This is a genomic window from Nitrospinota bacterium (genome assembly GCA_035528715.1).
GTDB lineage: Bacteria > JADFOP01 > JADFOP01 > DATKYB01 > DATKYB01 > DATKYB01.
In genome coordinates, this window is the sequence record DATKYB010000092.1 from 1 (window position 1) to 7,763 (window position 7,763).

At 36.3% G+C, this 7,763-nt stretch carries 7 protein-coding genes; all 7 read left to right on the forward strand.

The features are described 5' to 3' along the window. Window positions 1-92 precede the first annotated feature (92 nt). The 7 genes from VMW81_06675 (at window position 93) to hflX (ending at window position 7,675) form a co-directional block, all read left to right on the forward strand. The gene (locus tag VMW81_06675) at window positions 93-782 is read left to right on the forward strand and encodes a TVP38/TMEM64 family protein (GenBank protein ID HUU50624.1); all 690 of its coding nucleotides are present in this window, start codon (window positions 93-95) and stop codon (window positions 780-782) included. A 52-nt stretch (window positions 783-834) separates the two neighbouring features. Continuing rightward, window positions 835-1,371, forward strand: a complete 537-nt coding sequence (locus VMW81_06680) for an O-acetyl-ADP-ribose deacetylase (GenBank protein HUU50625.1) — start codon at window positions 835-837, stop codon at window positions 1,369-1,371. Between the two features lie 38 nt (window positions 1,372-1,409). Next, entirely contained in the window at window positions 1,410-2,330 is a 921-nt protein-coding gene (locus VMW81_06685) for a TIGR01777 family oxidoreductase (GenBank protein ID HUU50626.1), read from the forward strand. A 112-nt stretch (window positions 2,331-2,442) separates the two neighbouring features. Beyond that, complete coding sequence (gene rtcA, locus VMW81_06690) at window positions 2,443-3,513, forward strand: RNA 3'-terminal phosphate cyclase (GenBank protein ID HUU50627.1); 1,071 nt, start codon at window positions 2,443-2,445, stop codon at window positions 3,511-3,513. A 102-nt stretch (window positions 3,514-3,615) separates the two neighbouring features. Beyond that, the gene (ispH, locus tag VMW81_06695; protein ID HUU50628.1) at window positions 3,616-5,364 is read left to right on the forward strand and encodes a 4-hydroxy-3-methylbut-2-enyl diphosphate reductase; all 1,749 of its coding nucleotides are present in this window, start codon (window positions 3,616-3,618) and stop codon (window positions 5,362-5,364) included. Window positions 5,365-5,505: 141 nt separating this feature from the next. Then, the gene (locus VMW81_06700) at window positions 5,506-5,940 is read left to right on the forward strand and encodes a type II toxin-antitoxin system HicB family antitoxin (GenBank protein HUU50629.1); all 435 of its coding nucleotides are present in this window, start codon (window positions 5,506-5,508) and stop codon (window positions 5,938-5,940) included. Window positions 5,941-6,088: 148 nt separating this feature from the next. Next, window positions 6,089-7,675, forward strand: a complete 1,587-nt coding sequence (gene hflX / locus VMW81_06705; protein HUU50630.1) for a GTPase HflX — start codon at window positions 6,089-6,091, stop codon at window positions 7,673-7,675. Window positions 7,676-7,763 lie beyond the last annotated feature (88 nt).

Below are 7,763 nucleotides of genomic sequence, written 5' to 3' on the forward strand. Positions count from 1 at the left end.
GGATTTGGTTCAAGCTGTACAGGAGCTTTATCTAGCTGAGAGGGAGATAAATAACGGATACCCTCTCCTTTTTATAAGGATATGAATACATCGTGAAAAAATCGAGTCTAAAAAAACTTGTATTAATCTTTCTTATTCTTAGTATTTTAATTTTTATTAAATATCTTGATATTTTTCATTTTTTTACTCTTGAGAATATTAAAACACAGAGAGGATTTCTCTTAGAATACGTACAAGATAAATATATAGCATCTATTATTTCCTTTATTTTTATCTATGTTTTTGTAACGGCTTTTTCTATACCCGGGGCTACTGTTCTCACTTTGCTAGGAGGGTTCTTATTTATGCCTCTTTTTGCAACGATCTATGTTAATATTGGTGCAACCATTGGTGCCAGCTTGATTTTTCTGGCTGCTCGGTATCTGATAGGAAACCGGGTTCAACAGAAATATTCTGAGAGGTTAGCTGCCTTTAACAGAGAAATTGAAAAACATGGAAAGAACTACTTATTGACTCTCAGGCTGATTCCGATATTTCCATTCTTCTTGGTTAATTTATTGCCTGCCCTGACAAAAATACCCTTTAAGACCTTCTTCTGGACAACCTCTTTAGGGATTATTCCCGGGACCTTTGTTTATGCGTATGCAGGAAGACAGTTTGGAAGTATCAATTCTATAAATGAGATATTTTCAATAAAGATATTCGTAGCATTTACTTTGCTTGGTCTTATGACCCTTGTTCCTGTTGTTTTAAAGAGGTTCAAAAAAGAAGCCTTCACTTAGAGCCCAATAAAAAAACTCACGCCATTTATCTAAAGATAAAAGGGGGGGTATAATGGAATTCTTGGATGGTAAAATAAAAGTGAAAAGAGGAGACATAACAACTGAAAAGGTAGATGCTGTTGTCAATGCCGCTAATAGTACACTTCTTGGAGGCGGTGGTGTGGATGGGGCGATTCATAGGAGGGGAGGTTCGGCCATTTTAGAGGAGTGCAGGGAGATTAGAAAGACCAAATATCCTGATGGATTGCCTGCAGGAGAGGCAGTGATGACAACAGGAGGAGAGATGCCAGCAAAATACGTTATCCATACAGTAGGTCCAATCTGGCATGGAGGGAAAAAGGATGAAGAGAAAAAACTAAAAGATTGCTATTTGAATTCGTTAAAAGTAGCTGTTGATAATCAATGCAAGACCATTGCCTTTCCAGCAATCTCAACAGGTGTTTATGGTTATCCAAGGGAGTTGGCTGCGAAGGTATCTTCAAAAGCTGCAAAAGATTTCCTAGAAGAACATAAAGAGATTGAAAAGGTCATTTTTGTTTTCTTTTCAGAAGATGATATGGAAATATTTCTTGATCATTGTATTTTTTGATTGTTTTAAGAAGGAATAAAAATATAAAAGGAGTAGGGATGTATAAAAGATCAATATTAATAACCGGGGCAACAGGATTTATAGGAAAAGAGCTTTGCAGGGTTCTTAAAGAAAAAGGGCATGAAATAATTATTCTCACACGAAATCCAGAAAAGGCCAAAGAGAGATTGTCAGGTATTACTGAAATAAAAAAATGGAGCGCCCTTAAAGAACTCCCTCCTGTTCAAACTATTGAAAAAGCTCAGGCTGTTATTCATCTTGCTGGAGAGAATATTTCTGGAAGATGGAATGAGGATAAAAAAAGGCTGATTAGAGAAAGCCGTATTTTAAGTACACAAAATATTGTGAAAGCAATGGAAGAGGCCAGAACTCGTCCAGAGCTATTTATCTCTGCCTCAGCCATTGGATATTATGGAGATAGAGGGGATGAGATCTTAACCGAAGATTCAACACCAGGGAAAGGTTTCTTGACTGATATATGCAAGGATTGGGAAGAAGAGGCCAAGAAGGCAGAAAAGTTAGGGTTGAGGGTCGTACGCCTTCGTATAGGGATTGTTTTAGGTCCTAATGGTGGTGCCTTAAAGGAGATGCTCTTCCCTTTTAAACTCGGGTTGGGTGGAGCATTAGGTAATGGAAAACAATGGATGGCATGGATTCATCGAGAAGACCTGATTGGAATAATACTCCACATTTTACAAAACAAAGATATTAAAGGTGCAGTAAATGGGACTGCTCCAGAACCCGTACAAAACAAAGTATTTTCCAAGACCCTCGGTCATGTCCTTCACCGCCCTGTTGTCTTTAACATTCCTGCCTTTGCCCTTAAAATGTTATTTGGAGAATTTGCTGAATTTTTATTGTACAGCGAGAGAGTATTACCTAAAAGGATTGAAGATTTTAATTATCAATTTAGGTATCGTACGCTTGAACCCGCATTAAAAGAATGTTTATTAAAGTAAGGTTTAAAGCTATCATTTAGATATTCTCTTTTAAGAAGATATGAACTTTAACTCTCTCGTTTTTATTATCTTCCTTTTATAAATAATCTTAAAAATTTTTTAGGAGCAGAAAATGGGTGATACCGTTTATATTGATGGTTCCTATGGAGAGGGAGGAGGCCAGATATTAAGAACAAGCCTTTCTCTGGGAGCTATCCTGGGTAGAGAAGTAGAAATAAACAATATAAGGACAGGAAGGAAGGACCCTGGTTTATCTTCTCAACATCTTATAAGCGCCGAAGCAGTGGCAAAAATAACTGGCGGAGAATTGATAGGAGCTGAATTGGGTTCACAAAAGATTAGACTGATACCGAGAAATATAAAGAGCGGGGAGTATCTCTTTGATGTGGCTGAAAAGAGAGGAAGTGCTGGTTCTACAGGGATGGTCTTCCAGACCTTAGCTCCAATATTGGCCTTTGCCAAAAGAGAATCTATTGTGTGTATAAAAGGGGGAACACATACAAAGTGGAGTCCTCCCATAGATTACATAAGGGAAGTATTTTTACCTGTTGTTGAGAGGACGGGATTTATAGGTAAGATAGAAACCGTTGAGTGGGGATGGTATCCAAAAGGTGGGGGAAAGATAAAAGGGACAATATCCCCGATAAAAGAACTAAAATCTTTAGACTTGATTGAGAGAGGTTCACTTAAATCCTTAACTGGTCTTTCTGTTGTATCTAATTTATCCCTTTCTATTGTGGGAAGACAGAAAAACAGGGTAAAAATGCTACTAAAGGATAGAGGAATCGATATCAATATAAATATAATGAAATCTCCTTCTAAAGGTAAGGGAACATTTGTATTTATCCTCGCAGAATTTGAGAATAGTTTGGCAGGGTTTAGCTCTCTTGGAGAAAGGGGGAAGTCGGCAGAGAAAGTGGCAGATGAAGCAGTGGTTCAATTTTTGGCTTATTATGATTCCAAGGCTTGTATAGACCCTTATCTTTCAGACCAGCTTATACTTTATATGGTCCTTGCATCTGGTCGTTCTCAATTTACCTGTTCAAAAATAACACGTCACCTCTTAACAAATATAAGGACAATACAAAAGTTTTTACCAAAAGGTATTAAGGTGAATGGTAAGGAAGGAGAGAGAGGGAGTGTATCTGTAAAAGGGGTTGGATGGAAAGGAAAGAAAGAATGAATGAAAATCATCAAACAAGCCTTATTACATCAGATTTTTTGACAAAGGAAAGTGAGGAGAGTATCATTCTAAATACATAGAGGAACATAGAAGAGGAGAATATTGAAAATAAAGGTTGCGAATACTGCAGGGTTTTGTAAAGGTGTTAAGAGGGCTATGAATATCGTCTTGGATACAGCCAACAGGAAGAAAAAGAATATCTATACCTATGGTCCTTTGATACATAATCCCCAGGCAGTAGAACTTCTTGAATCGAAAAATGTGAAGATTGTAAATGAGATATCTGAAATTTCTTCAGGGACAGTTATCATCAGGACCCATGGAATCAGTCCCGAGATAAAAAAGGGAATTGAAGAATCTGGAGCAAATATCTGCGATGCGACATGTCCTGATGTCATGAAGGTTCAGTATCTCATAAAGAGATACTCAGAAAGAGGGTATTTCATCGTCATTGTAGGTGATAGAGGTCATCCAGAAGTGATCGCCCATCTTGGATTCAGCAACGGTAAAGGGATTGTGGTCGATTCTCTAGAAGAGTTGGATCAAATCCCTGAAAGGGAAAAGATATGCGTTGTGGTCCAAACCACATATAATCATGACAGATTTCAAGAGATTGCAAATATCATTCAGAAAAGATTTCCTCAATCAGAGATATATAACACCATATGTGATGCGACATTTAAGAGACAAAGAGAGGTGCGAGAGATATGTGAAGAGGTTGATTGCATGGTTATTGTAGGGGGGAGGAATAGTGGTAATACAATCAGACTTGTAAAAATAGCTGAATCAACAGGAACTCCCACCATTCATGTAGAGACCGAAGAGGAAATAGATGAGGAGAAATTATCACGATTTAATTTTATTGGGATCAGTGCAGGAGCATCTACACCTAACTGGTTGATTCAGAAGGTTATCGATCGAATTGAGGGTATTAAGGAAAGAAAAAAAGAAAAAACTCCTCTTTTAACAGATGGTTTGAAACTATTAGTCAGGGCCAATATATATGTTGCATTAGGGGCGGGATTTTTAACTTATGCCACTTCTCTCTTGCAGGGAATTAAACCAGTTTCAGAAACATTCTTCATCTCGAGCCTCTATGTATTTTCAATGCATGTATTAAATAGATTTACCGATAGAACAGCAGGGAGATTTAATGACCCCGCAAGAATAAAATTTTATGAGAGACATAGTAAAGTATTAATCATATCGGGTATTGTCTCCATAGCAATAAGTTTACTTATCGCTTCAAAACTCGGTTTCATTCCATTTATAATTTTGCTTGCCTCCTGCTTGTTGGGTATTTTTTACAGTATAAAGTTAATTCCCAAGGGTTGGAAGAAAATTAAATATAAAAGATTAAAGGATATCCCTGCCTCAAAGGATATCTTTATAGCCTTGGCTTGGTCTACGGTAACGGTTATTCTTCCCTTTATGGCAGACAAGAAAGGGGTTTTTTTACCTATGATTATCAGTTTTTTATTTGCCTTTTTTGTTGTCTTGATAAGAGCAATTATATTTGATTTAAGGGATATCCAAGGAGACAGAATCGTTGGTCGGGAAACGCTTCCCATTATAATAGGAGAGAATAAAGCAGAAAATATAATATTAGGATTGGGGGCTATAGTAGGATTTACTTTAATAATCTCAATATTTTTTCACTGGATCTCTTCCCTTGGATGGTTGTTCTGCATATCTATAATTTATATATTTTTCTATCTGTATCTTTATAAAAAAAGGATGTTTGCTCAAAGGCTTTCTTGGGAGACCATTATAGATGGGAATTTTGTTCTATTAGGATTAGTGGCCTTTTTGTGGAATTCACTATATCAAAGCCCTTTTTCATTGTATTAATAATCGATATATGATATCTTTTTTAGTGAAAATCTTTTAAATATCTATTACTATATGAATTTATCAAAGGATAGCTTAGAAAGTCAAATTTGTAATAAAAATTTAAAGATAGATAAATAAACTAAAAAATTTTATTACACAATGAAAAAATTTGTATTTTCAGCAGTAATACATAAGGCGGATGAAGATGAATACACAGCTAATGTACCACTTTTACCAGGATGTTTTGCAAGTGGAAATTCAGAAGAAGCAGTGCTTGAAGAGGTAAAAAATAAAGTTAAGAATTTTTTGACGAGTGAATACAGCGAAGATGAATCCCCACCGGGTGAAATTACGGAAGTTATTGAGGTAAAAGTTGAGGGTAAGGTCTTGAAATATACGGCTTTCTTTTTTCCAATGGGAGGGGATGAATATAAGGTTCTGTTTCCCTTTCTCCCTGGATGCGTGGCTAAAGGAAAAACTTATGAAGAGGCCCTAAACCAGATTAAAAAAGAAATAAATATATTTGCAGCGATTCCATCAACAAAAGAGCTATTTGTTCAAGAGAAGATTAAAAAGATTGAGATTGAATTTTAGTAAAATAAAAAAAAATTAATATACAAAGGAGCCTTATAAAATAAAAAAGATTTATGGTAATGTTGTTGGTTTAAAGCCAAGTCAGGCTAAGAAAATCCTGCATATTTATCGACGAAAGATTCCCCCAGAAAAACTGATTACTCATGAATTGGGAAGATACATAACAGAGATATCAAGAGACATCAATCGCCAGATTGGAATATTGGTGAACAGACAGGGTACTATAGAATATGTTGTTTTGGGGGACACAAAAGAGATCGTCATCCCGCCTTTAAAAAGAATGAGGCTAGGTTTGAGTCGATTCAGAGGGCTCAGATGTATCCATACCCATCTCAAGGAAGAACCCCTAAACCAAGATGATTTATCTGATTTAGCCCTTCTTCGATTAGACATGATGACTGCCATAGGCGTTTTACCTAACGGGTTACCCGGATTAGTATATTCTGCCCATCTTATTCCAGAAAATTCTCAAAGAGAAAATTGGGAACAGTTAATCCCCATTCCTTTTTTTCGATTAGATTTAGATTTTCCAAAATTAATCCATTCCCTAGAGGACGAATTTACAAGAGTTTACGGTTCAAGAAAAATTGGAGATGAGAGGGACAGGGCTATATTAGTTAATGTTACCACTGATATGAAAATTCATGCAGAAGAATCACTGAATGAACTTAAAGAATTGGCTAAATCGAATAATTTGGTGGTATTGGATAAAATTATTCAATATAGGAAAGTGATAGATCCGAAATATGTATTAGGTAAGGGTAAGCTTAATGATCTTATCATTAGAGCCCTCCAGTTAGGGGCGGATTTAATTATCTTTGATAGGGAATTAACGCCTGCTCAAATCCGTTCCATATCTGATGTAACAGAGTTAAAGATAATTGATCGGACCCAGTTAATCCTTGATATATTTGCTCAAAGGGCTAAGAGCAATGATGGAAAGGTTCAGGTGGGACTCGCTCAATTAAGATACCTATTGCCTCGTTTGATTACAAAAAATACGGCCATGTCAAGGCTTACTGGAGGAATTGGAGGGAGGGGACCTGGTGAGACAAAATTGGAGATAAATAGAAGAAGGGTTAGGGATAAGATTAACCGTCTCCAAAAGGAGCTTAAAAGTCTTAGTAAGCATCGGAGTCGTCAAAGAATAAAGAGAAAGAAAAGCGGTCTGCCGATTATATCAATTATAGGATATACAAATGCAGGGAAGTCAACATTGTTAAATTCACTTACAAAGAGCAGCGTAGAAACTGAAAGTCGATTATTTGCCACGTTAGATCCCACCACAAGAAGGCTGAGATTTCCAAGGGATATGGAGGTAGTCATTACTGATACTGTCGGTTTTATAAAAAATCTTCCAAAGGATTTGATGGAAGCCTTTCACGCTACTCTCGACGAGCTCAAAGAAGCAGACCTTCTTCTTCATATTATTGATATAAGTAATCCAAATTTTGAAGAGCACATAAAGGCCGTAAGAAAAATTTTATTTGATCTCAGCTTGGATGAAAAACCGGTATTGCTAGTTTTAAACAAGGAAGATAGATTGGAAAAAGAATTTGTAAAGAATTTATGTAACCTTTATGATGCTGTTTCTATATGCGCTAAAAATCCATCAACACTAAAAGGACTTATTGAAAAGATACAGTTTTTACTCCTTGGTTCACCTCCCGACAGTGTCTCAGATTCATGGCAAAACGCTATAAAGGAATTTCGAAAAGTTAATTCTTCAGTTTAAAAATTGCTCCCCCAGTTTTGTTAAAAAAGGTTATGCCATTCTGAAAAGAAGTGCTGGTTTTCTCTACTTTAAATTGAGCCCAAAGTTT

Excerpts from the sequence above, each read along its gene's own strand:
- VMW81_06680 (HUU50625.1), top strand. The coding sequence starts at position 835 with ATGGAATTCTTGGATGGTAAAATAAAAGTGAAAAGAGGAGACATAACA.
- VMW81_06685 (HUU50626.1), top strand. The coding sequence starts at position 1,410 with ATGTATAAAAGATCAATATTAATAACCGGGGCAACAGGATTTATAGGA.
- rtcA (HUU50627.1), top strand. The coding sequence starts at position 2,443 with ATGGGTGATACCGTTTATATTGATGGTTCCTATGGAGAGGGAGGAGGC.
- VMW81_06700 (HUU50629.1), top strand. The coding sequence starts at position 5,506 with ATGAAAAAATTTGTATTTTCAGCAGTAATACATAAGGCGGATGAAGAT.